At 64.1% G+C, this 22,233-nt stretch carries 25 protein-coding genes and 2 tRNA genes; 18 read left to right on the top strand and 9 right to left on the bottom strand.

All coding sequences use genetic code 11. From position 1 onward, the window contains the following. Positions 1-47: 47 nt before the first annotated feature. On the bottom strand, positions 48-1,160 hold the full coding sequence (ftsY, locus tag IB235_RS08590) for a signal recognition particle-docking protein FtsY (protein ID WP_192336374.1): 1,113 nt from the start codon (positions 1,158-1,160) through the stop codon (positions 48-50). Positions 1,161-1,274: 114 nt separating this feature from the next. After that, on the bottom strand, positions 1,275-2,204 hold the full coding sequence (locus tag IB235_RS08585) for a class I fructose-bisphosphate aldolase (protein WP_155039688.1): 930 nt from the start codon (positions 2,202-2,204) through the stop codon (positions 1,275-1,277). A 236-nt stretch (positions 2,205-2,440) separates the two neighbouring features. Here IB235_RS08585 and IB235_RS08580 point away from each other — a divergent pair, with 236 nt between their 5' ends. Then, a complete protein-coding gene (locus tag IB235_RS08580) occupies positions 2,441-2,659 on the top strand; it encodes a hypothetical protein (RefSeq protein WP_155039687.1) in 219 nt (72 codons plus the stop codon). A gap of 46 nt (positions 2,660-2,705) precedes the next feature. On the opposite strand, the gene pgk is transcribed toward IB235_RS08580, so the two are convergent. Further along, positions 2,706-3,902, bottom strand: coding sequence for a phosphoglycerate kinase (gene pgk / locus IB235_RS08575; protein ID WP_192336373.1), 1,197 nt, complete (start codon positions 3,900-3,902; stop codon positions 2,706-2,708). Between the two features lie 163 nt (positions 3,903-4,065). Between pgk and IB235_RS08570 the strand changes: the two genes are divergently transcribed. From IB235_RS08570 to IB235_RS08560, 3 genes are all read left to right on the top strand, one after another. Continuing rightward, positions 4,066-4,575: a peptidylprolyl isomerase gene (locus IB235_RS08570; protein WP_155039685.1), complete on the top strand. Its 510-nt coding sequence runs from the start codon at positions 4,066-4,068 to the stop codon at positions 4,573-4,575. Further along, positions 4,565-5,158 (top strand): peptidylprolyl isomerase, encoded by a 594-nt coding sequence (locus tag IB235_RS08565; protein WP_155039684.1) that lies wholly within the window; start codon positions 4,565-4,567, stop codon positions 5,156-5,158. The genes IB235_RS08570 and IB235_RS08565 overlap by 11 nt, the downstream gene beginning before the upstream one ends. Positions 5,159-5,225: 67 nt before the next feature. Next, complete coding sequence (locus tag IB235_RS08560; protein ID WP_192336372.1) at positions 5,226-5,696, top strand: YaiI/YqxD family protein; 471 nt, start codon at positions 5,226-5,228, stop codon at positions 5,694-5,696. On the opposite strand, the gene IB235_RS08555 is transcribed toward IB235_RS08560, so the two are convergent. Beyond that, positions 5,681-6,097 (bottom strand): GFA family protein, encoded by a 417-nt coding sequence (locus IB235_RS08555; RefSeq protein ID WP_192336371.1) that lies wholly within the window; start codon positions 6,095-6,097, stop codon positions 5,681-5,683. The two genes, IB235_RS08560 and IB235_RS08555, sit on opposite strands and share 16 nt — an antisense overlap. A 45-nt stretch (positions 6,098-6,142) precedes the next feature. After that, positions 6,143-7,387 (bottom strand): tyrosine--tRNA ligase, encoded by a 1,245-nt coding sequence (gene tyrS, locus IB235_RS08550; RefSeq protein ID WP_192336370.1) that lies wholly within the window; start codon positions 7,385-7,387, stop codon positions 6,143-6,145. A 56-nt stretch (positions 7,388-7,443) separates the two neighbouring features. On the opposite strand from tyrS, the gene IB235_RS08545 reads away from it, so the two are divergent. The 11 genes from IB235_RS08545 (at position 7,444) to IB235_RS08495 (ending at position 14,908) form a co-directional block, all read left to right on the top strand. Beyond that, positions 7,444-8,556, top strand: coding sequence for an anhydro-N-acetylmuramic acid kinase (locus IB235_RS08545; RefSeq protein ID WP_370576855.1), 1,113 nt, complete (start codon positions 7,444-7,446; stop codon positions 8,554-8,556). 157 nt (positions 8,557-8,713) lie between these two features. Then, complete coding sequence (locus tag IB235_RS08540) at positions 8,714-9,475, top strand: PRC-barrel domain-containing protein (RefSeq protein WP_155039680.1); 762 nt, start codon at positions 8,714-8,716, stop codon at positions 9,473-9,475. Between the two features lie 177 nt (positions 9,476-9,652). Continuing rightward, positions 9,653-9,729, top strand: a tRNA-Asp gene (locus tag IB235_RS08535). 31 nt (positions 9,730-9,760) lie between these two features. After that, a tRNA-Asp gene (locus IB235_RS08530) sits at positions 9,761-9,837 on the top strand. Positions 9,838-10,031: 194 nt separating this feature from the next. Then, positions 10,032-10,511, top strand: a complete 480-nt coding sequence (locus tag IB235_RS08525) for an SspB family protein (RefSeq protein WP_192336369.1) — start codon at positions 10,032-10,034, stop codon at positions 10,509-10,511. A 65-nt stretch (positions 10,512-10,576) separates the two neighbouring features. Beyond that, positions 10,577-11,131 carry a class I SAM-dependent methyltransferase gene (locus tag IB235_RS08520; RefSeq protein WP_192336368.1) on the top strand — a complete coding sequence of 185 codons (555 nt, stop codon included), beginning with the start codon at positions 10,577-10,579 and terminating at the stop codon, positions 11,129-11,131. Positions 11,132-11,215: 84 nt separating this feature from the next. Next, positions 11,216-12,610, top strand: a complete 1,395-nt coding sequence (fumC, locus tag IB235_RS08515; protein ID WP_155039677.1) for a class II fumarate hydratase — start codon at positions 11,216-11,218, stop codon at positions 12,608-12,610. Position 12,611: 1 nt separating this feature from the next. After that, positions 12,612-12,815, top strand: coding sequence for a DUF4169 family protein (locus IB235_RS08510; RefSeq protein ID WP_155039676.1), 204 nt, complete (start codon positions 12,612-12,614; stop codon positions 12,813-12,815). Continuing rightward, positions 12,808-13,056 carry a ribbon-helix-helix domain-containing protein gene (locus tag IB235_RS08505; protein WP_192336367.1) on the top strand — a complete coding sequence of 83 codons (249 nt, stop codon included), beginning with the start codon at positions 12,808-12,810 and terminating at the stop codon, positions 13,054-13,056. Before IB235_RS08510 ends, IB235_RS08505 begins: the two co-directional genes overlap by 8 nt. A gap of 68 nt (positions 13,057-13,124) precedes the next feature. Continuing rightward, positions 13,125-13,865, top strand: coding sequence for a YebC/PmpR family DNA-binding transcriptional regulator (locus IB235_RS08500; protein WP_155039674.1), 741 nt, complete (start codon positions 13,125-13,127; stop codon positions 13,863-13,865). A 140-nt stretch (positions 13,866-14,005) separates the two neighbouring features. Continuing rightward, complete coding sequence (locus IB235_RS08495) at positions 14,006-14,908, top strand: DMT family transporter (RefSeq protein WP_370576854.1); 903 nt, start codon at positions 14,006-14,008, stop codon at positions 14,906-14,908. Here the strand turns inward: IB235_RS08495 and IB235_RS08490 are convergent. The 4 genes from IB235_RS08490 to choX all read right to left on the bottom strand — a co-directional run bounded on the left by IB235_RS08490 (position 14,905) and on the right by choX (position 18,371). Beyond that, on the bottom strand, positions 14,905-15,129 hold the full coding sequence (locus IB235_RS08490) for a hypothetical protein (protein WP_192336366.1): 225 nt from the start codon (positions 15,127-15,129) through the stop codon (positions 14,905-14,907). The genes IB235_RS08495 and IB235_RS08490 overlap by 4 nt on opposite strands. 331 nt (positions 15,130-15,460) lie before the next feature. Continuing rightward, positions 15,461-16,495 carry a choline ABC transporter ATP-binding protein gene (gene choV / locus IB235_RS08485; RefSeq protein ID WP_192336365.1) on the bottom strand — a complete coding sequence of 345 codons (1,035 nt, stop codon included), beginning with the start codon at positions 16,493-16,495 and terminating at the stop codon, positions 15,461-15,463. Next, positions 16,488-17,339, bottom strand: a complete 852-nt coding sequence (choW, locus tag IB235_RS08480) for a choline ABC transporter permease subunit (RefSeq protein WP_192336364.1) — start codon at positions 17,337-17,339, stop codon at positions 16,488-16,490. The genes choV and choW overlap by 8 nt, the downstream gene beginning before the upstream one ends. 78 nt (positions 17,340-17,417) lie before the next feature. Continuing rightward, positions 17,418-18,371 carry a choline ABC transporter substrate-binding protein gene (gene choX / locus IB235_RS08475; RefSeq protein ID WP_192336363.1) on the bottom strand — a complete coding sequence of 318 codons (954 nt, stop codon included), beginning with the start codon at positions 18,369-18,371 and terminating at the stop codon, positions 17,418-17,420. Between the two features lie 114 nt (positions 18,372-18,485). Here choX and betI point away from each other — a divergent pair, with 114 nt between their 5' ends. From betI to betA, 3 genes are all read left to right on the top strand, one after another. After that, positions 18,486-19,055 carry a transcriptional regulator BetI gene (gene betI / locus IB235_RS08470; protein ID WP_155039669.1) on the top strand — a complete coding sequence of 190 codons (570 nt, stop codon included), beginning with the start codon at positions 18,486-18,488 and terminating at the stop codon, positions 19,053-19,055. Next, complete coding sequence (gene betB, locus IB235_RS08465) at positions 19,052-20,497, top strand: betaine-aldehyde dehydrogenase (RefSeq protein ID WP_192336362.1); 1,446 nt, start codon at positions 19,052-19,054, stop codon at positions 20,495-20,497. Before betI ends, betB begins: the two co-directional genes overlap by 4 nt. Before the next feature lie 78 nt (positions 20,498-20,575). Then, positions 20,576-22,225: a choline dehydrogenase gene (betA, locus tag IB235_RS08460; protein ID WP_192336361.1), complete on the top strand. Its 1,650-nt coding sequence runs from the start codon at positions 20,576-20,578 to the stop codon at positions 22,223-22,225. The last annotated feature ends 8 nt before the right edge of the window (positions 22,226-22,233 follow it).

The raw sequence follows: 22,233 nt of genomic DNA, 5'->3' as shown, positions 1-22,233 counted from the left end.
CCGGTTGCGCGGTTGCTGGGGTATTTGAGAAACGAAGAAAGCCGGGCTCAGCTATCCAACCCGACGAGGGCGCGCGCGAAATCGCGGGCGTCAAAAGCGTCGAGATCGTCGATCTGTTCGCCAACCCCGATGGCGTGGATGGGCAGGCCGAAGCGGTCTGCCAATGCCACTAGCACGCCACCCCGCGCCGTGCCGTCCAGCTTGGTCATGACAAGCCCTGAGACATCGGCCAGCTTCTGGAAGGTCTCGACCTGGCTCAGCGCGTTCTGGCCGGTGGTGGCGTCCAGCACCAGCAGGGTGTTGTGCGGGGCCGAAGGGTCCTTCTTGCGGATGACGCGGACGATCTTGGCCAGTTCCTCCATCAGGTCCTGACGGTTCTGCAGACGCCCGGCGGTGTCGATCATCAGCAGATCCGCGCCTTCGGCTTCCGCGCGGGTCATGGCGTCAAAGGCAAGGCTGGCCGGGTCCGAGCCCTCGGGGGCGGTCATCACCGGCACGCCTGCGCGCTTGCCCCAGATCTGCAGCTGCTCGACGGCGGCGGCGCGGAAGGTGTCGCCAGCGGCGATGACGACATTCTTGCCCGACGCCTTGAACTGGCTGGCAAGCTTGCCGATGGTCGTGGTCTTGCCCGAGCCGTTCACACCGACGACCAGCACCACCTGCGGGCGCTTGGGATAGATCGGCAGGGGCTTTGCCACCGGTGTCATGATGCGGGCGATCTCATCGGCCAGCAGTTCCTTGAGCTCGGTGGCCGAGACCCGGCGGCCCAGTCGCCCCTCGGCGATATTGGCGGTGACGCGCAAGGCGGTCTCGACGCCCATATCGGACTGGATCAGCATCTCCTCGAGCTCTTCGAGCATCGCGTCGTCCAGCTCGCGCCGGGGTTCGGCGTCACTGGTTCCGCGCCCGAACAGCCGACCCAGAACGCCGGGGCGTGGTACCGCCTGTTCCTGAGGAGCGGGGGGCGCGGGACGCTCAGGCTCGGGTGCGTGTTCAGGCGCTGGGGCAGGCATGGGGGCAGGGGCAGGGCTGACGGCCACGGCCGCTTCGGGCGCGTCATCCTTTTCGACCGCACCTTCCGCGACGATATCGTCCAGTCCCGCGCCGATCTTCGACGAGGACCGCGTCAGCCGGTCGCGCAGCTTCGAGAAAAACGACATGCACCCATCCTTCATTCTTTGGCGCAGAACCTAGGCTTTATTGGCCAAAAGGAAAAGGGCGCCCCAGCGGACGCCCCCTTGTTTCTTGGCGGATTCCCTTGCGGGACGCTGCGATCAGGCCTTGCCCAGATAGATGTCGACCAACTGTTGCAGCATGGCCAGCGCATCCTCGCGCGAGCGCTGGAAGCTGTTGCGGCCGATGATCGAGCCGTTGCCGCCGCCGTCGCGGATCGCGCGGGCGTCGTCGTAGACCGCATCAGCGCCTTTTGCAGCGCCGCCCGAGAAGACGACGATGCGGCGGCCGTTGAAGCTGGCCTGCATGCAATGCTCGACGCGCTTCGCCTGAGTCGCGATGTCGATTTCCTTGGCCTCGTAGACCTTCTTGGCCTCGGGCAGCATCAGGTGATCGGTCGACAGCTTGATCTTGATGATATGCGCGCCGATCAGGGCGGCGATCTGGGCGGCATAGGCTGCCACGTCGATCGCGGTTTCGCCGTCCTTGGTGATCGCCTCGCCGCGCGGATAGGACCAGATGACGGTCGCGACGCCCTTGGCGGCCGCTTCCTTGCGCATCTCGACGATCTCTTCGAACATGTCGAGCGCCATGTCCGAACCCGGATAGATGGTGAAGCCGATGGCGGCGCAGCCCAGACGCAGTGCGTCATCGACCGAAGCCGTGATCGCCTGGTTCTTGCCAGCGGTGTCCGACATCAGCGAGTTGGCCGAGTTCACTTTCAGGATGGTCGGGATCTGGCCTGCGAACGTATCCGCGCCAGCCTCGATCATGCCCAGCGGTGCGGCATAGGCGTTCAGACCGGCGTCGATCGCCAGCTGGTAGTGGTAATGGGGGTCGTAGCCCAGCGGGTTCGGAGCGAAGCTGCGCGCCGGGCCATGCTCGAAGCCTTGGTCGACGGGCAGGATGATCATCTTGCCGGTGCCCGCAAGCTTGCCGGTCATCAGCATGCGCGCCAATTGCGCTTTCACGCCGGGGGTCTCGCCTTCGTAATTGGCGAGGATCTTGCGGACAGTATCGGTCATCTGCATCTGAAACTCCAATCCAGTTTGGCCGTGACTTAACAAAACCACGGCCAAGGGCAATTCGGGTTGCGCTAACAGCAACGCTGACTTTTCAGTGCATAGCGCGCGAAGCTGTCGTTCCGGTGAAAATATGTCGCATCATGGGGCTGGCGCACAAAGTTTCCGCGTCGCCGTGGCCTTACTGGAACCGCATCGGGCACCAAGCGTTTCGATGACACGGCATCAAGATGGGGGAAAGACCCATGGCCAACGAAGACCCGGACAGCATTCCCGAACAGGTACGTCAGAACCGGCCCTTCTTTCTTGTCTTTGCGCTGGCTTTTGTGATCGCGGCAGGCACGTTCATGTATGTGCTGTCCCGTGATACCGAGTCGCGCGACATCGAACGGAACCTGCCGACCGCGCCCGCTCCGGCCCCGGCTGCTGCTCCGCCCGCAGGCACGGCCCCGGCCGCGAATTAGGGCGGAATGAAAAAGGGGGCCAGCGGCCCCCAAGATCACGGCGCGATCAGCGCTTTTGCAACGCGGCGACGCCGGGCAGTTCCTTGCCCTCCATCCACTCAAGGAAGGCACCGCCCGCCATCGAGATGAAGGTGAAATCGCCCGAGACGCCCGCCTTGTTCAGCGCGGCGACCGTATCGCCACCGCCCGCGACCGAGATCAGCTTGCCCGCACGGGTCAGTTCGGCTGCCTCTTGGGCTGCGGCATTGGTGGCGGCGTCGAAGGGTTGGATTTCGAACGCGCCCAGCGGGCCGTTCCAGATCAGCGTGCGCGAGCTTTCGAACACGGTGCGGATCTTTGCGACCGTTTCCGGACCGGCATCAAGGATCATCGCATCGGCAGGGCAGGCATCGGCGGGAACGGTCTGATTCTCGGCACCGGCCTTGAATTCGCGTGCCACGACGACATCGACCGGCAGGTGGATGGTGCAGCCTGCGCCGCTGGCCTTGGACATGATCTCGCGGGCGGTGTCGGCCATGTCGCGTTCGGCCAGCGATTTGCCGACCTCGATGCCTTGGGCGACCAGGAAGGTATTGGCCATGCCGCCGCCGATCACCAGATGATCGACCTTGGAGATCAGGTTCCCCAGCAGGTCCAGCTTGGTCGAGACCTTGGCCCCGCCGACGACCGCGACGACCGGGCGCTGCGGTGCGCCAAGGGCGGCGTCCAGCGCCTTGAGCTCGGCCTCCATCAGGCGGCCAGCAGCGGCGGGCAGCAATTGCGCGATGCCTTCGGTCGAGGCGTGTGCGCGGTGCGCGGCCGAGAAGGCGTCGTTCACATAGGCCTGACCCAGCGCGGCCAGCGAGGCGGCGAAGGTCGCGTCATTGGTTTCCTCGCCCGGATAGAAGCGGGTGTTTTCCAGCAGCAGCACATCGCCCGGCTGCAGGTCGGCTACGGCGCGCTTGGCGGTGCCGCCGATGGCCTCGTCCGAGAATTTCACCGGCTGGCCAAGGGCCGCTTCCAGCGCGGGCAGCACGATTTGCAGGCTCATGGATTCGACACGCTTGCCCTTGGGACGGTCGAAATGCGCCAGCAGGACCGGAATGCCGCCTTTGGACTGGATGTCCTTGATCGTCGGCACGATCTTCTCGATCCGGGTGGCGTCGGTCACCAGTCCGTTTTCGACGGGGACGTTCACGTCCACGCGGGTCAGGACCACCTTACCGTTAAGGTCGAGGTCGTCGATCGTGTTGAAATCCGCCATGCTTGTCCCTTTCCTGAGCTGTTCACGCAGCCGTGCGCGGTTTTCACGCAAGTTGATATTTTCGTCAACCTGCACCGGCGGTGAACCGCCCGGCAATGGCGGCGTTGTGTGGGCGGCACGAAATGCTTATGCCTTTGCGCCAAGCCATCAGAAGGAGAGTCCCATGGCCGAGATCAAGGATCCCGAAAACACGGTCATCATCGAGCTGAAAGACGGCCCGGTCGTGATCGAGCTTCTGGCCGATGTTGCGCCCAAGCATGTCGAGCGGATGAAGGAACTGGCCCGCGCCGGGAAATACGACAACGTCGCCTTCCACCGCGTGATCGAGGGCTTCATGGCCCAGACCGGCGACGTGGAACATGCCAACATGGAATCGGGCTACAATCCGGGCCGCGCCGGCACGGGTGGTTCGGATCTGCCGGACCTGCCGGCGGAATTCTCGCGCCTGCCGCATGACCGTGGCACGCTGGGTGCTGCACGCTCGATGAACCCGAACTCGGCCAACAGCCAGTTCTTCATCAATTTCAACGACAACCATTTCCTGAATGGCCAATACACCGTTTATGGCCGCGTGATCTCGGGCATGGAAAATGTCGACAAGATCGTCCGTGGCGAGCCGCCGGCGAATCCCGACCGTATGATCTCGGTCAAGGTCGCTGCCGATGCTGAATAAGGCCCTGATCCCCGCACTGCTGCTGGGTGCAGGTGCCGTTCACGCCGAGGGTCTGCCGGGCGTGACCGACGGTCCGGGTCCGAATCTGGTGATCGAGGTCGCGGATTCCTCGGGTGCCGCCAAGGGCAAGATTGTGCTGGACCTGTATACCGACAAGGCCCCCAAGCATGTCGAACGTCTGGTGACGCTGGCCAAGGCCGGGTCCTATGACGGCGTGGTCTTTCACCGCGTGATCGACGGCTTCATGACCCAGACCGGAGACGTGGAATTCGGCAAGCATGGTGCGGATACCGCGCGTGCGGGCATGGGCGGCTCGTCCATGCCGGACCTGCCTGCCGAGTTCAACGATGTCAGCTTCCAGCGCGGCACGGTCGGCATGGCCCGCTCGCAGGACCCGAACAGCGCCAACAGCCAGTTCTTCATCGATCTGGCTCCGGCCGAGTTCCTTGACGGGCAATACACGGTCGTCGGCCAACTGGTCGAAGGCTGGGAAGTGCTGAACGCCATCAAGAAGGGCGACCCCGCCGCCAATGGCTCGGTCGTTGAGCCCGACTTCATGGTCAAGGTGACCGTGCAGGAGTGATCCTGCCTCACCGACCTGACATGGAGGCCCCGCTTTGGCGGGGCTTCTTTCAAACGGAGCCGCCCCGATGACGACCCTTTACATCGACGCCGATGCCTGCCCGGTCAAAGCCGAGGCCGAACGCGTCGCCACCCGCCTGCGCCTGCCGATGGTGCTGGTCTGCAATGGCGGTTTGCGCCCGTCGCCCAATCCGTTCGTGTCGCTGGTGATCGTCCCCGAAGGGCCGGGTGTGGCCGATCAATGGATCGCCTCGCAATGCGGGCCGGGGGATGTGGTGGTGACCTCGGACATTCCGCTGGCGGATCGCTGCCTCAAGGCTGGGGCGCAGGTCGTGCAGTCGAATGGCGAGGTGCTGACGCTGGCCAATATCGGCGGGCGGTTGGCCACGCGCGATCTGATGCAGGATATCCGCGCCGCCGATCCGTTCCATCAGGGCAAGGGCGGCGGCTTCACCAAGGCCGATCGCGCGATGTTCCTGCAATCCTTGGACCGGGTGATGGCAGCGGCACGGCGCGTGTCGCCTCAGGCGGGCGAGTAACGCAGAACGCCCGCGATTCCCGATGGCCCGTCGGCGGGGTGATGCACCCCGTCACTTACGATCACCTCGGGGAAATCGAACGGGCTGACGCCGTTGATGCAGGCGACATTCACGCCGTATTGGCTGGGGTCCGAGCGGCGCTGGTGATGGGTATAGATGCCGCAGGTCTTGCAGAACCAATGCTTGGCCGTGCCGGTATTGAACTGATACAGCGTCAGGTTTTCCTGGCCCGACAGAAACTCCAGATCGCCCAGCCGGGCCGAGACCGCCACCGCGCCGCGCATCCGACAAAAGGAACAGTCGCAGCGGCGGATGGTGTTGAACCCATCGGCCAGCCGCACCCGGAAGCGGACTGTTCCGCAATGGCAGGCGGCATCGTGAAGATTCGGGTCGTCGGTCATTCTGCTCTCCCATGAAAAAGGCCGGGGTTTCTCCCGGCCTTTCGTTTATCCGATCTGCACCATGCGGTGCTTTTTCTTGCCGACCGAGACCTTCAATCCGTCCCCGATCAGCGCCGCATCGACGGCCAATTGGGGGTCGCTGACGGATTCGTTGTTCAGCTTCAGCCCGCCCTCGGCGATCAGCCGCTTGGCCTCTTTGCCCGAGGGGGCGATGCCGGTCTGGACCAGCAATTGCACCACCGACAGGCCCGAGGCCAAGGCATCCGTGCTGACCAAGGCCACTTCCAGATCGCCGCCGGCGCCGCCTTGTTCAAAGACTTCGCGCGCGGTTGCCTCGGCCGATGCTGCGGCTTCGGCCCCGTGCAGAAGGGTCGTGACCTCATTGGCCAGGATGATCTTGGCCGCGTTGATTTCCGATCCCTGCAACGCGCCCAGACGGTTGCACTCATCGACCGGCAGGTCGGTATACAGCTTCAGGAAGCGGCCGACATCTGCATCGGTCGAGTTGCGCCAGAACTGCCAGAACTCATAGGGCGACAGCATCGCGCCATTCAGCCAGACCGCTCCGCCGGCCGACTTGCCCATCTTGCGCCCGTCCGAGGTCGTCAGCAGCGGCGAGGTCAGGCCAAAGATTTCCCCGTCCAGCACGCGCCGGGTCAGGTCGATCCCGTTGATGATATTGCCCCACTGATCCGAGCCGCCCATCTGCAAGCGGCAGTCGTAACGCCGGTACAGTTCAAGGAAGTCATAGGCCTGCAGGATCATGTAGTTGAATTCAAGGAAGGACAGCGACTGCTCGCGATCCAGCCGCGACTTCACGGATTCGAACGACAACATCCGGTTGACCGAGAAATGCCGCCCGATGTCGCGCAGGAAATCGAGGTAGTTCAGGTTATCCAGCCATTCCGCGTTGTTCAGCATCTTGGCCTTGCCATCCCCGTAATCGAGGTAACGGGCAAAGACCTGACCCATCCCGTCGATATTCGACTGGATGGCCTCGGGGGTCAGCAGCGGGCGTTCCTCGCTGCGGAAGGACGGATCGCCGACCTTGGTGGTGCCGCCGCCCATCAGGGTGATGGGTCGGTTGCCGGTCTTCTGGAACCAGCGCAGCATCATGATGTTCAGCAGGTGCCCGACATGCAGGCTGGCCGCCGTCGCGTCATAACCGATATATGCCGTGACCGGACCTTCGATGAGGGCGTCGTCCAGCGCCTGCAGATCGGTGCAGTCCGCCAGATAGCCGCGCTCCATCATGACATGGAGGAATTCGGACTTGGCATAATAGGTCATGAGCTTTTCCTTTCGAATGGCGCGGATATACCGTCGCCAAGGGCAAAGGGAAAGTGATGGATATGCTGCAAGCGCTGGGGATGATGTCGGGGACCTCGCTGGACGGGGTGGATGCGGCGATGATCGAAACCGATGGTCGCCGGATTGGCGGCTTCGGGCGCAGCGCCTATCGCGCCTATTCGGGCAATGAATCGACGATGCTGCATTCCGCCCTTGGGCAATGGCCGGGTGGGCCGGATGTGGCCGAGGCGGCGGACCTGTCCGTCGCTGCCCATGCCGCATTGGCGCATGATTTCCCCGAGGCGCAACTGATCGGCTATCACGGCCAGACCCTGGCCCATGACCCGCAGGGGCGCGGCACGCATCAGGCCGGCGACGGCGCGGCCTTGGCGCGCAGGCTTGACCGCCCCGTGGTCTGGGATTTCCGCAGTGAGGATGTACGGCAGGGCGGCGAGGGCGCGCCGCTTGCGCCCTTCTTTCACTGGGCCTGCGCCGAATGGGCGATGGGGCAGGGGCTGCTGCCGCGCGCGCCGGTCGCTTTCCTGAACCTTGGCGGGGTCGGCAACCTGACATGGGTCGATCCCTCGGCCTCCGCGCCTGAAACGGATGGGGCCTGTATTGCCTTTGACACCGGCCCGGCCAATGCGCCGGTGAATGACCTGATGCGGGCTCGGCGTGGTCTGCTGCGCGATGAGGGCGGCGCGCTGGCCGCGACCGGGACCCCCGACGAAGAGGTGATCTCCCGTTTCCTGACCCATCCGCATTTCGCCCGGCCCCTGCCGAAATCGCTGGACCGCGACGCCTTTCCCGACTTGCTGGCCGGGGTCGCGGGGCTGACGGATGCCGACGCGGCCGCGACGCTGACCCATGCTGCTGCTGCGGCGGTCGCTGCTGGGGTGGCGCTGCTGCCGCAAGCGCCGGAACTGGTGCTGGTCTGCGGCGGGGGGCGGCATAATGGTGCGATGATGGCGGCGCTGGCCGCGCGGCTGCCCTGCCGGGTCGCGCCGGTCGAGGAAGCCGGGCTGGATGGCGACATGCTTGAGGCGCAGGCCTTTGGCTGGCTTGCGGTGCGGGTGCTGCGGGGCTTGCCGACATCGGGGCCGGGCACGACCGGGGTGCCGGGGCCGGTCTGCGGTGGGCGCATCAGCCATCCCCGGCTGGGAGGGTGATCAACCCCAACCGCGCGATCCCTGCCCGCAGCTTACCTATTCGTGATCGAAAAAGCTTCCGCAGGAACGGAACGAAGCGAGATTTCGTGACGTTTCAGAGCCATAGGATGGCCCCGCCGTCACCCCAAGAAAACGACAACCGGAAAGGACATCGTCCATGAAACCCTTTGTCATCGCTGCCGCTGCTTTGGCCTTTGCCGTACCGGCCTATGCTCAGACTGCCGCACCCGTGGCCCCCGTCGAGCAGGCCGCCGAGGCTGCCCAGACGGCCGAGACCGCCGCCGAGCAGGCCAAGGACGCAGCCGATGCGGCAGCAACCGAGGCCGGGGCCGCAGCCGAACAGGCGGTGGATGAGGCGGCCTCGGCTGCCGATGCTGCGGCGGATGCCGCGGCAACTGCCGCCGACGAAGCGGCGAATGCCGCGCAGGTAACGGGCGATGCCGCAGCCGAGACTGCCGCCGACGCCGCCAAGGAAGCCGAGGCAGCTGCCTCGGACGCGGCGGATTCGGCGGTCGAGGCGGTGGCCGCCGCTCCGGTGACGCCGCCCGATGTGAACCCGCCCGCGATTTCCGAGGCCGATCCGGGCCTGCTGGGCTCGTGGCTGACCAGCCGCCGCATCTGGACCACCAACCAGCCCTCGTCGACCGATTGGAGCCAGCCCGCGACGCTGGAGCAGCGCCCCGCCGAATGGCAGGACATCGCCAAGGTCAATGATATCGTGCTGAACGATTCCGGGCAGGTGCTGGGCTATATTGCCGATATCGGCGGTTTCCTTGGCATCGGCGCGAAAAAGGTGCTGCTGGGCGTCGACGCGATCCACATGATCTCGGTCGGCAATGACACCTTCTTTGCCACCAACTACACCAAGGAAGAACTGCAGGCCCTGCCTGACTTCGACGAGAAGACCGTCCGCAAGTAACGACGCCTTTGCAAGTGGCATGCGCCAACCGGTTGTGGGGCGTCCTTTGGGGCGCCCCTTTTTGCTTTCCACAGAAGTTTTTCGCGTCGATGTGTTTTTTGCCGAAAACGGCCTTGACGCCACCCGGCTCTCTGCGTAAACCGCCGGCACTCCAGAGACGAACTGGGGAAGCAGAGAGCGGTTGTAGCTCAGTTGGTTAGAGTACCGGCCTGTCACGCCGGGGGTCGCGGGTTCGAGCCCCGTCAACCGCGCCACTCTGCTTCAGGTTTTCGTCAAAAATGATGCGCGGTTGTAGCTCAGTTGGTTAGAGTACCGGCCTGTCACGCCGGGGGTCGCGGGTTCGAGCCCCGTCAACCGCGCCATCATTTCCCTTTAAAATGCAGAAACGCTATGCCCCTTTCGGGGTCGTTTCGCGTTTTCGGCGGATCTTGGCATGGGTATTTGTGAAACGGTGAAGGCTCTCTTGCGACCCGTTGGCAACCTTTCGCACCGGTGCTAGGGGTTTTCAAAGGGGCGCAATCCCCTATGCTGACCGACAGGATCTAGGGAGAAGCCCATGGTGCGGGGAATCGATTACGGCGGGATGATGCATCGGGCCATGCAACGGCTGATTGCGGATGTCCTGAGGGCCGTGGCTGAGGAAGGGCTGCCGGGAGAGCATCATTTCTTCATCACCTTCGACACCCGCGATCCTGATGTCGAAATCGCCGACTGGCTGCGCGAGCGTTATCCCGACGAGATGACCATCGTCATCCAGCATTGGTTCGACAATCTGGAAGTGACGCCGGTCGGGTTCAACATCACGCTGAATTTCGGCAACTCGCCCGAGCCGCTGTATATCCCCTTCGACGCGGTGCGGACCTTTGTCGATCCGTCGGTCGAATTCGGCCTGCGCTTCGAAAGCCAGCCCGATGACGACGAGGATGAAGACGAGGCCGAGGAAGAGATCCTTGACGAGGCCGAGGATGACGATGGCGGCGACGATGCACCCAAGGGCGGTGCCGAGGTCGTCAGCCTCGACAAGTGGCGCAAGTAGCCCGTCACATTCCTGAAACCCGGACGAATTACAGGCGGGCTCTAGCATGATAGCTGGAGGCCGCCTTGTCCGATCTGTCGCTGTTTCTGGGTCAGTTCCTGCGTCGTCCCCGCGAAATTCGCGCGATTGCTCCGACGGGGCGGGCGGTGGCGCGGGAAATGGCGCGGCTGGTCGATCCCCGGATGGAGGCCGTGGCCGAGATCGGCGCGGGCACCGGCACCATCACCAAGGCGATCCTGGCACGCGGTCTGCCGCCAGAACGGCTTGAACTCTATGAGCTGAACGCCGCCTTTTGCAGTCGTTTGCACCAGCGTTTTCCGGGCGTGCAGGTCCACAACCTGCCCGCACAGGAAATGGTGAATGCGGGGCAGCGGGGACTGGACGCGGTGATTTCGGGCGTGCCGACCATGCCGATGCCGGACGACCTGCAAGCGGCCATTCTGGGCGCTGCGCTGGCAATGATGAAGCCGGGCGCGCCTTTCGTGCAAATCACCTATGGTCCGGTCGTGCCGCTGTCAGAGGCGGTCAGGGCGCACTTTGGACTAAGACACGAAAAAAGCCGCCGGATCTGGGCGAATCTGCCGCCGGCGCGGGTCTATGTCTTTCGCCAGAAACTGTGATCGCTAACGGCATACATTCGTATACCATTTGCGAATCCGCGGCGTGGGGGATAGAACGCCCGCAAAACCGCGAGGGAATATGACATGACCAATACCCGCACCGAGACCGACAGCTTCGGCCCGCTCGAGGTTCCTGCCGACAAGTACTGGGGCGCGCAGACCCAGCGCTCGATCATCAACTTCCCGATCGGCTGGGAAAAGCAGCCCGTCGCGATCATCCGCGCGCTTGGCATCATCAAGCAGGCCGCTGCCGAAGTGAACATGGCCACCGGCAATCTGGATGCGGATCTGGGCCGCGCGATGGTTCAGGCGGCCTCGGAAGTCGCGGCTGGCAAGTTTGACGACAACTTCCCGCTGGTGGTCTGGCAGACCGGCTCGGGCACGCAGTCGAACATGAACGCGAACGAAGTGGTCTCGAACCGCGCCATCGAGATCATGGGCGGCGTGATGGGTTCGAAAAAGCCCGTACACCCGAATGACCATGTGAACATGGGTCAGTCCTCGAACGACACTTTCCCCACCGCCATGCACGTGGCCATCGGGATGCAGGCGCGTGACGTGCTGATCCCGGGTCTGGAAAAGCTGCATGCCGCGCTGGTCGCGAAGTCCGAGGAATTCAAGGACATCATCAAGATCGGCCGCACCCATACGCAGGATGCGACGCCGCTGACCCTGGGTCAGGAATTCGGCGGCTATGCCCATCAGGTCGCCAAGGGCATCGAGCGCGTCAAGCTGGCGCTGGGTGACATCTATGAACTGGCGCAGGGCGGCACGGCTGTCGGCACCGGTCTGAACACCAAGAAGGGCTGGGACACGGCGATTGCGGCGGAAATCGCCAAGATCTCGGGCCTGCCTTTCGTCACCGCGCCGAACAAGTTCGAGGCGCTGGCCGCGCATGACGCGATGGTCTTCTTCTCGGGCGCGCTGAAAACGGTCGCGGGTTCGCTGTTCAAGATCGCCAATGACATGCGTCTGCTGGGTTCGGGCCCGCGCTCGGGTCTGGGCGAACTGATCCTGCCGGAAAACGAGCCGGGCTCGTCGATCATGCCGGGCAAGGTCAACCCGACCCAGGCCGAAGCGCTGACCATGGTCTGCGCCCATGTCATGGGCAATGACGCGGCCATTGGTTTCGCCGGTTCGCAAGGCCATTTCGAGCTGAACGTCTATAACCCGATGATGTCCTATAATGTGCTGCAATCCATGCAGCTGCTGGGCGATGCGGCGGGTTCGTTCACCGACAACATGGTCGTCGGCACGCAGGCGAACATTCCGCGCATCGACAAGCTGATGAAGGAATCGCTGATGCTGGTGACGGCACTGGCTCCGACCATCGGCTATGACAATGCGACCAAAGTGGCCAAGACCGCGCATAAGAACGGCACTACGCTGCGCGAAGAGGCGATTGCGCTTGGGTTTGTCGATGGCGAGACCTTCGACCGCGTCGTGCGGCCGGAACTGATGGTTGGCCCGGAGGATTGAGTTGACCGGAAACGGATCAGCCAAGATCATCAACCTGCGGGCGGCGCGCAAAAGCGCCGCCCGTGATACCGCCCGCAAGCAGGGCGATGCGAATGCCGCGAAATTCGGCCGCAGCAAGGCCGAGAAGCTGACCGACGCCGATGCCAAGGCCCGCGCCGCCCGGCATCTGGACCAGCACCGGCGCGAGGATGGCGACGATGCCTGACCTGCCTGCGATGTCCCCGCCCGTGAAACGATCGGTCACCATCGGCGGACATCGCACCTCGGTCAGTCTTGAGGATGCCTTCTGGCGCGAATTGCGCGACATCGCCAAATCGCAGGACGAAACGGCGGCCGCGCTGATCGCCGCCATCGACAGCAAGCGCCCGCCCGAGGTCGGACTTGCGACCGCATTGCGGCTGTATGTCCTGTCCGAAGTGCTCAAGCGGCAGTCGCGCGGGGCGTAGTGCTTGCGGCGCGGGCGCTGTCTGACTAAAAGCGCCTGCAATAATCCACAGCAATATTGGGTAGTACCATGGCAGGCCATTCCAAGTGGGCCAACATCCAGCACCGGAAGGGCAAGCAGGACAAGCTGCGCTCCAAGCTGTTTTCGAAACTGGCCAAAGAAATCACCGTCGCCGCGAAGATGGGCGATCCCGATCCCGACAAGAACCCGCGCCTGCGTCTTGCGGTGAAGGAAGCCAAGTCGAACTCGGTCCCCAAGGACGTGATCGACCGCGCGATCAAGAAATCGCAGGGCGGCGACGCCGAGAACTATGACGAGATCCGCTATGAGGGCTACGGCCCGAACGGCATCGCGATCATCGTCGAGGCGATGACCGACAACCGCAACCGCACCGCGTCGAACGTGCGCAGCTATTTCACCAAGCATGGCGGCGATCTGGGCCAGACTGGCTCGGTGAACTTCATGTTCGACCGCAAGGGCGAGATCATGTACGCGGCCAGCGCCGGTGACGCGGACACCGTGATGATGGCTGCGCTGGAAGCCGGCGCCGAGGATGTCGAAAGCGACGAGGACGGCCACTGGATCTATACCTCGGATACTGATCTGGCCGAGGTCTCGACCGCGCTGGAAGCCAGCCTTGGCGAGTCCGAGCATGCCAAGCTGATCTGGAAACCGCAGGCCCCGACCGAGATCGATCTGGAGACCGCGCAGAAGCTGATGAAGCTGCTGGACGCGCTGGAGGAAGATGACGACGTGCAGAACGTCACCGGGAACTTCGACATTCCCGAAGACGTAGCCGCGCAGCTGTAAGGCCACCCTCGCCTTTGGCGGGGCAGTTGGAAAACAAGGAAACGGGCCGTGATGCATCGCGGCCCGTTTCTTTTTCCGGGCTGGGGCAGGGTGGCTTGCGCCTGCATCGGCAAGCGGTCATGGCTTGCGTCATGAGAGAGATGTCCGAGACAACGCGCCGAGATCTGATCGGCATTTTCTGGATGCTGGCCGCAGGTCTGAGCTTTGTCGCCGTGAATGGCACGGTGCGCTGGCTGGGGCAGGCGTTGCCCGCTGCCGAAGGCGCCTTCATCCGTTTCGCCTTTGGGCTGGTCTTTCTGATTCCGCTGCTGCTGCCCGCCTTGCGCCGCGGGTTTACGCCGCGCATCTGGTCGATGTTCGCGCTGCGTGGCGGGTTGCACACGCTGGCGGTGATCCTGTGGTTCTATGCCATGGCCCGCATCACCGTGGCCGAGGTGACGGCGATCGGGTTCCTCAACCCGATCGTGGTGACCATCGGTGCGGCGCTGCTGATGGGTGAACGGATCTCGTGGCGGCGGGCGCTGGCGATCGCGGTTGCACTTTGCGGGGCGCTGATCGTGCTGCGTCCCGGTCTGCGGGTGCTGGAGCCGGGGCATATCGCGCAGTTGGGCGCCTCGGTGACGTTCGGCGCATCTTATCTGGTGGCCAAGCGCCTGTCCGAGCAGGTCCCGGCCGCGGTGGTCGTGGCAATGATGTCGCTGACCGTCTGTCTCGGGCTTGCGCCCTTTGCGGCGATGAACTGGGTCCAGCCAAGCCTGCTGCAATGCGCCGTGCTGGCCTGCACCGCCTTTTTCGCGACTGCCGGGCATTACGCGATGACGCGGGCCTTTGCCGCGGCACCGCTGACCGTGACCCAGCCCGTCGTCTTTCTGCAGCTGATCTGGGCCAGTCTGCTGGGCGCGCTGGTCTTTGCCGAGCCGGTGGACCTGTGGGTGCTGATCGGCGGCGCGGTGATGATCGGGGCGATCTGCTACATCACCTTGCGCGAGGCGCGGATGCGGCGGGTCGTGACCCCGCCGCCCGATGCGTTGAAGGAAGTCTAGTAGCGGAGCCTGTCGCCACGGGTGCTGCGGCGTCCCGGCTCAAGGCCGATGTCGCGCAGCAGATGCGGCGTGAGGCCGGTGACCGGCGGAGGGCGGTTTTTGCCGCGCCGCAGGGCCGCGCGCATCAGCGCAATTCCGACGCGGACCAGTCCGTGATCGTCGATAAGGTCATCAAGAGGCGCGCGCAGGTCGCGCACGGGGCGTTCTAGAGTCAGTTGCATCTTGTCAGGCCGCCTGCTGACGCAGGTGGCTCCTCTGGTTGGGTTGGATTTGGACATGACGAAGCACGGCGCAAAATTGCGCTGAACGGTCGTCAGTTATGATCGGGAATGCCCTTGGGGCTTTCGGATCGCGTTCCCCAGGCTTTATCGCAGGTTGCGATGCATGCCTTGGTAATCCCAGGAAAGGGCGGCCGGAACGGCGAAAATATTGGTCATGCCAATGCCCTTTCAGTTGGGGTTACGGAACAGGATGATTTTTAGGCATGAATTCTGATTCGGAGCAAGCGGCGAAAATTGCCGCTTGCGAGCCGTCATGGCGAATCGGCAACAGTCAGCCGGAAGTGCGCGCGCGGCCCCCGCTGGCAAGGCGTTGCAGGATGCCCTGCCGGGTCACCGCGCCGCCACCGTCCAGGGCCAATGCATCGGCCCCGGATTCGGTCATGATCCGCATCGCCTCGCGGATCGGGGTGTCGCGAGAGATGGGGCTGCCCGCAGGATCGCCGGCCTCGGCCATGTCGCCCGCGGTCAGGACGGCCAGCGGGTTCATATGGGCCACGAAATCCGCGACATATTCATTGACCGGATTGGCGATGATCTGACGGGCGGTGCCGATCTGGACGATGCGGCCACCCTCCATCAGGGCGATGCGATTGCCCAGACGAAAGGCCTCGTCCAGATCGTGGCTGACAAAGATGATGGTGCGCCGGTCCTGCCGCTGCAGTTCCAGCAACTCGTCCTGAAGGCGGTTGCGGATCAGCGGATCAAGGGCCGAGAAGGGCTCGTCCATCAGCAGGATCGGCGCTTCGGTCGCAAAGGCGCGGGCAAGGCCCACGCGCTGCTGCATGCCGCCCGACAGATCCCCCACCTTGCGTTCGGCCCAGTCGGTCAATCCGACGGTGGCAAGCTGGTTGGCGACGCGGCGCTGGCGCTCAGCGGCGGGGATGCCCGCCAGTTCCAGCCCCAGCCCGACATTCTCGCGCACGCTGCGCCAGGGCAGCAGCCCGAATTGCTGAAAGACCATGGCGACCTGACTGCGGCGCAACCGTCGCAGGGCCGAGGGGCGGGCGGTGGTGACCGAGGCCATGTGGTCGCCGTCCCAGACGCGAACCTCGCCCCGGCAGACCGGGTTCAGCCCGTTGACCGCGCGCAGCAAGGTGGATTTGCCCGAGCCGGACAGGCCCATAAGGACCAGAATCTCGCCCTCGCGCACGGTCAGCGAGCAGTCATGGACGCCCAGAACCTGCCCGGTCTCGGCCTTGATCGGGCCGCGATCCAGCCCCTGATCCATCAGCGGCAGCGCCGCGGTGGGAGTATCGCCAAAGACGATGCAGACCTTGTCGAATTCGACTGCGTTGCGTTCAGTCATCGCGCCGTCCCACCCGAAGCATGCGGTCGAGCATGATGGCCACGACCACGATGATGAAGCCGCTTTCGAAACCGAGCGCGGTGTTGACGCTGTTCAGCGCGCGTACCACCGGCACGCCCAGCCCCGAGGCACCGACCAGCGCTGCGATCACCACCATCGACAGCGACAGCATGATGGTCTGGTTCAGCCCGGCCATGATCTGCGGCGCGGCCGAAGGCAGTTCGACCTTCCACAGCAACTGCCGCGGGGTCGCGCCGAATGCGGTCGCGGCCTCGACCAGCGGGCGAGGGGTCGAGCTGATCCCCAGATGGGTCAGCCGAATCGGTGCGGGCAGGACAAAGATCACCGTCGCGATCAGCCCCGGCACCATGCCGATGCCAAAGAAGACGATGGCCGGGATCAGGTAGACGAAGGTCGGCAGCGTCTGCATCAGGTCAAGGACCGGTCGCATCCACGCGTAAAGCCGGGGCCGGTGGGCGGCGGCGATGCCCAAAGGGACGCCGATCGCCATGCAGACGACACAGGCGGCCAGCACCAGCGTCAGGGATTGCATGGTCTCTTCCCAGTAGCCCTGATTCAGGATGAACAGGAACCCCGCAGCGATCAGCAGGCAGGTCTTCCAGTTGCGTTGCAAGGCCCAGGTCAGCGCGACCATGAGTGCCGTGAAGATCAGCGGATGCGGAAACTCAAGGGCTGCAAGGATGGCGTTGATCAGCCATTCCATACCGTTCGAGATGGCGTTGAAGATGAAGGCCGCATGGGCGTTCAGCCAGTCGAAGATGGCCTTGGCGGTCTTGCCGACCGGGATCTTGGTCCCGGTCAAAAGCTGGGTCAGTTGGTCCATGCGTCTATCTCTCTCCTGCGTCGGGGTGCCGACCGGGACGGGGCGGGCAAAGGATCGCGCCTTTGCCCGCGTCCGGATTTACTGCGCCAGCGCTGCGTCCAGCGCGGCCGCGGCATCGCCGCCATCAGCGGTGGTGACGCCCGCCAGCCACGGTTTTGCCGCTTCGGGATTGGCCTTCAGCCAGGCCAGCGCCGCCTTGGCCGGTTCCTCGCCATCGTTCAGGATCTTGCCCATGACCTCATTTTCCATGGGCAGGGTGAATTCAAGATTCTGCAGGAATTTCCCAAGGTTGGGGCATTCGCCGACAAAACCGGCGCGGGTGTTGGTATCGACGCGCGCGCCGCCGAAATCGGGGCCAAAGATATCGTCGCCGCCAGCCAGATAGGTCAGCTTGAACTGCGTGTTCATCGGGTGGGGTTCCCAGCCAAGGAAGACGACCGGCTTGCCTGCGCCATCGGCGCGCGCGACCTGCGCCAGCATCCCCTGTTCCGAGCTTTCGACGACTTCGAAGGTGCCAAGGCCGAACTTGTCGCCCGCGACCATTTCCAGCAGCAGGCGGTTGCCGTCATTGCCCGGCTCGATGCCGTAGATCTTGCCGTCCAGCGCGTCCTTCTGCGCGGCGATTTTCGCGAAGTCGTCGATGCCCAGCTTGGCCCCGGCCTCGTTCGTGGCCAGCGTGTATTTCGCGCCGACAAGGTTGGTGCGGACCGTGTCGACCGTGCCCGAGTCGCGATAGGGTTTGATGTCGGCTTCCTGCGTCGGCATCCAGTTGCCCAGATAGAGATCGACATCACCCTTGGCCATCGCGGTATAGGTGACGGGGACGGACAGGACCTTGATCTCGGTCTTGTAGCCAAGCGCCTGCAGGACAGTGGTGGTCAGCGCGGTGGTCGCGGTGATGTCGGTCCAGCCCACATCCGAGAAGACAACCTCGCGGCAATCCGCCGGTTCGGCGGCCGCGGCCATGCTGGTTGCGGTCAAGGTGAAGGCCAGTCCGGCGACCAGCGCGGTGGCGATGCGACGTTGTGTCATGCTTCTCTCTCCCATGTTTCCATGTAGGTTGGTTTTTTATTGATTGACGAGTCAATCAAAACGCGGCTATCTCCGCTTGCATTCTTGCGCTGCAGACATTGCGGGTGAAGCGAAATGCCCAAGCTTGGTGCAGAGCCTATCCGAAAGGCGGCGTTAATCAACGCCACCATCTCGACGGTGGGGCGTGCCGGATCTTTGGATGTGACGGTCGCGCAAATCGCGCGCGAAGCCGGGATGTCAACTGCCCTCGCTCATCATTACTTCGGCTCGAAGGAGCGGATGTTCCTTGCCGCCATGCGCCATATCCTGAGCCAGTATCGAGAGACAACCTCTATCGCGCTGAAATCGGCGCGAAATCCCCGCGAGCGGCTGCGCGCAATCGTCGGCGCAAGCTTTGATCGCATCCATTTTGAGCATGAGACCATCGCCGCGTGGCTCAGCTTCTATGCGCTGGCTTTGGTCGATGCCGAAGCCGCGCGCCTGCTGCGCGTCTATCACCGTCGTCTGCAATCGAACCTTCTGGTGGCGCTGCGCCCACTGGTGGGTGATGCCGCCGACAGCACCGCCCGGACGATGGGCGCATTGATCGACGGGGTCTATCTGCGTGCGGCTTTGGCCGATGAATATGACGGCCCCGCCGCCGAACGCCTGACATTGGATTATCTGGAGAAAGTCCTGCCATGAGCCATTCCGCCCAGCCCGCCGCCAGCCTGTATATCAACGGAGCGCCGGTCGAGGGGCAGGGGGCGGAACTGGCCGTGCATTACCCCTATACCGGCGAAGTCATCGCCCGGCTGCATGAGGCCAGCGTGGCGCAGGTGGCCGAGGCCACGGCCTGTGCCGCCGCGGCCCAGCCCGCATGGGCGGCGCTACGTCCGATCGAGCGGGGTCGGGTGCTGATGCGTGCCGCCGCGATCATCCGCAAGCGGGCCGAGGAACTGGCCCGGCTGGAAGTGCTGGATACCGGCAAGCCCATTCAGGAAACGCGGGTGGCCGATTGGCCCTCGGGGGCGGATGCGCTGGAATATTTCGGCGGGCTGGCCGCCACCGTGACCGGGCAGATGATCCCCTTGGGCGGCGATTTCGTCTATACGATCCGCGAGGCGCTGGGGGTTTGTGCAGGCATCGGCGCGTGGAACTATCCCAGCCAGATCGCCTGCTGGAAAGCCGCGCCCGCCTTGGTCATGGGCAATGCGATGGTGTTCAAGCCCAGTGAGGAAACGCCGTTGGGCGCGTTGAAACTGGCCGAAATCCTGACCGAGGCTGGGCTGCCCGCAGGTATCTTCAACGTCGTGCAGGGGCGCGGCGCGGTCGGCGCGGCGCTGGTCAGCGATCCGCGCGTGGCCAAGGTCAGTCTGACCGGATCGGTCGCCACCGGGCAAAAGGTCTATGCAGCGGCGGCAGCGGGCATGCGCCATGTCACCATGGAACTGGGCGGCAAGTCGCCGCTTATCGTCTTTGACGATGCCAGTCTTGAGGATGCCGTGGGTGCGGCGATGCTGGCGAATTTCTACTCTTCGGGGCAGATCTGTTCGAACGGGACACGGGTTTTCGTGCAACGGGGCATCCTGCCCGCATTTCTTGCGCGGCTGTCCGAAAGGGCGGCGCAGATCACGATCGGCGATCCGCTGGACGACGCCACCCAGCACGGGCCAATCGTCAGTCCGGCGCAGCTGCAAAAGATCCGCGATGCCATCGGCAAGGGGTTGGATGAGGGTGCGCGACTGGTTTGCGGCGGTCCGGGCGAGGGGGTCTTTGTGCCCCCGACCGTGCTTGCGGACGCGAGCGATGAGATGTGGATCGCACGAGAGGAAATCTTTGGCCCGGTGATGACGGTGCTGGCCTTTGACGAGGAGCCCGAGGTGGTCGCGCGGGCCAATGCCTCGGCCTATGGGTTGGCAGCGGGTGTGTTCACCCGTGATCTTGCGCGCGGGCATCGGGTCGCGGCGGCGTTGCAGGCCGGGACGACATGGATCAATGCCTATAACCTGACCCCGGTCGAGGCGCCTTTTGGCGGGGTGAAGCTGTCGGGAATCGGGCGCGAGAACTCGGCCGCCGCGATTGAGCATTATTCGCAGCTGAAATCCGTCTATGTGGGGATGGGGGGCGTCGATGCGCCCTATTGATCGACGTTCCGCCCGTGGCGCGGTCGCGATGGGTATTTGTGAAACGAAGAAGACCGTGGCGTTGCGAGAGGCATGCCGATGACCCCGGATTACGTCATCGTGGGGGCGGGATCGGCGGGCTGCGCGCTGGCCTACCGTCTGGTCATGGCCGGAAAGCGGGTCGATCTGATCGAATATGGCGGCTCGGATATCGGGCCATTCATCCAGATGCCCGCCGCCCTGAGCTATCCGATGAACATGCGCCGCTATGATTGGGGGTTTTCATCCCAGCCCGAACCGCATCTGGGCGGGCGGCGGCTGGTCACCCCTCGCGGCAAGGTCGTGGGCGGGTCGAGTTCGATCAACGGCATGGTTTTCGTGCGCGGCCATGCCAAGGATTTCGATTTCTGGGCGGAATCGGGGGCCAATGGTTGGGCCTATGCCGATGTGCTGCCTTACTTCAAGCGGATGGAGAATTCGCACAGCGCCGTCAGCGATTATCGCGGGACCGAGGGGCCGCTGCATGTGACACGCGGCTCGCGTCGCAACCCCCTGTTCAACGCCTTCATCCGGGCCGGTCGCGAGGCCGGCTATGGCGTGACCGAGGACTATAATGGTGCGCGTCAGGAAGGTTTTGGCGCGATGGAGGCCACCATCTGGGAGGGCCGCCGCTGGTCCGCCGCCAATGCCTATCTGCGTCCCGCGCAGGAAACCGGACGCTTGCGGCTGCGGCGCGGGCTGGCGCGGCGGGTGGTGTTCGAGGACGGGCGGGCGGTCGGCGTCGAGGTCGCGAATACGCGCGGGATCAATGTGTTCCGCGCCAAGGAAGAGGTGATCCTTTCGGCGAGTTCGATCAATACGCCCAAGCTTTTGATGCTGTCGGGGATCGGGCCGGAAGCGCATCTGGCCCAGCACGGGATCGAGATTCGGGCCGACCGGCCCGGTGTCGGCGCGAACCTGCAGGATCATCTGGAAATCTACATGCAATACAGCGCGACCCAGCCGGTGACGCTCTACAAGCATTGGAACCTGTGGGGGAAGGGCTCGATCGGGGCACAGTGGATGGCGACGGGGACGGGGCTGGGGGCCTCGAACCAGTTTGAAAGCTGCGGCTTCATCCGCTCGGCCGCAGGGGTCGAATATCCCGACATCCAGTATCATTTCCTGCCTTTGGCCGTGCGCTATGACGGCAAGGCGGCAGCCGAGGGGCATGGTTTTCAGGTCCATGTCGGGCCGATGCGGTCGAAATCGCGCGGCACGGTGCGGCTGGCGTCATCCGATCCCAAGGCCGCGCCCGAGATTCGCTTCAACTACATGTCCCATCCCGATGACTGGGCCGAATTCCGCGCCTGCGTCCGCCTGACCCGAGAAATATTCGAGCAGCCCGCCATGGCCGGATACAAGGGCCATGAGATCCAGCCGGGCGATGGTGTCGCCAGCGATGAGCAGATCGATGCCTTTATCCGCGAGCATGCCGAATCGGCCTTTCATCCCTGCGGCACGGCGCGGATGGGGCGGGCGGATGATCCGATGGCGGTGGTCGATCCTGAATTGCGGGTGATCGGGGTCGATGGGCTGCGCGTCGTCGACAGTTCAGTCTTTCCGCGCATCACCAATGGCAACCTGAACGCGCCCACGATCATGCTGGGCGAAAAGGCCGCCGATCACATCCTTGGGCGCATGCTGGCCCCCCTGAACCTTGGCCCCGAAAAGGCGGCGGGTTGGCAGGAAAGCCAGCGTTCGCAGTGAGTTGCGAT

The organism is Paracoccus sp. PAR01 (assembly GCF_014851995.1).
Taxonomy (GTDB): domain Bacteria; phylum Pseudomonadota; class Alphaproteobacteria; order Rhodobacterales; family Rhodobacteraceae; genus Paracoccus; species Paracoccus litorisediminis.
Note: the sequence above shows the minus strand (reverse complement) of the source record. Positions and strands in the feature narration are given on the sequence as shown.